1 protein-coding gene is annotated in these 879 nt (G+C 37.1%); it reads left to right on the forward strand.

Annotated elements, in window-relative coordinates; translation table 11 throughout:
- Nucleotides 1-322: 322 nt before the first annotated feature.
- A partial coding sequence (locus AC1DUW_RS30730) for an IS110 family transposase (RefSeq protein WP_477644438.1) occupies nucleotides 323-879 on the forward strand: 557 nt, incomplete at its 3' end.

Consider the following 879-nt stretch of genomic DNA (forward strand, 5'->3'; position numbering starts at 1 on the left):
ATCTAAAGTTGAAGAGTGGTGGAATTTAGATAAAATAGTCCGTATTATTAAGAAAAAAGAAAAAACAAGATATTAACCCCTTGTTCAACTAACAGGTGCGTTCGTATWATAAGGTCGACCAGTAAAATTACTGGTTGAYCTTTTTTTAATAGAATCTATTTTATCAGTAGCAGTGGTAGGACGTACGGGTGCGTGGGAAATGATCCAGTGAACTAAACTGTCCGCCTCTACTTGTAGAAGGTAGATCTCGTATAACAAGCGAAGCTATGACACTGCCTGGGGGACTAGGGGTACTGGTTAATAAGTAGAAGAGGAAAAAATAATGAATCCAATTGTTGGTCTGGATGTGGCAAAAGGAGAGAGTCAAGTTCAGGCATTTTTAGATCAATCTAAACCGTATGCGAAGAGCTTTTCAATGAAGCATATCAAAGAGGAATTAGATCATTTTTTAGGATTTTTTAGTAGAGATCGAAGAGGTGACAGGGAGAATGCCTATGATCATTTTAGAAGCTACATGGCATTACCATTCTCCCGTTATTCAAAATACTTGGAGGAACAAGGGATTCTATATATCTTACTCAATCCGATTATTTCTTATCAGGCAAAGAAGTCTAGTTTACGAAAGGTAAAAACAGACGCAATCGATGCGTATCAGTGGTGTGTACTGTATTACAAGGAGGATTTTGAACCTCATAAAATTAGAGGGATTCAGCTTTTAGACCTTCGGAATTTGTCAAGACAACAGGAAATCSTAACGAATATGTATGTGGAAGCTAAACCTCAGTTTCACACTATTTTAGATCAAGTGTTACCTGAATACCCGAAAGGTTTTGGCGATCTATATTCGAGGGTTTCTTTATTGATAGCAAAGAAATATCC

Source organism: Peribacillus sp. P4_C12 (genome assembly GCF_056402095.1).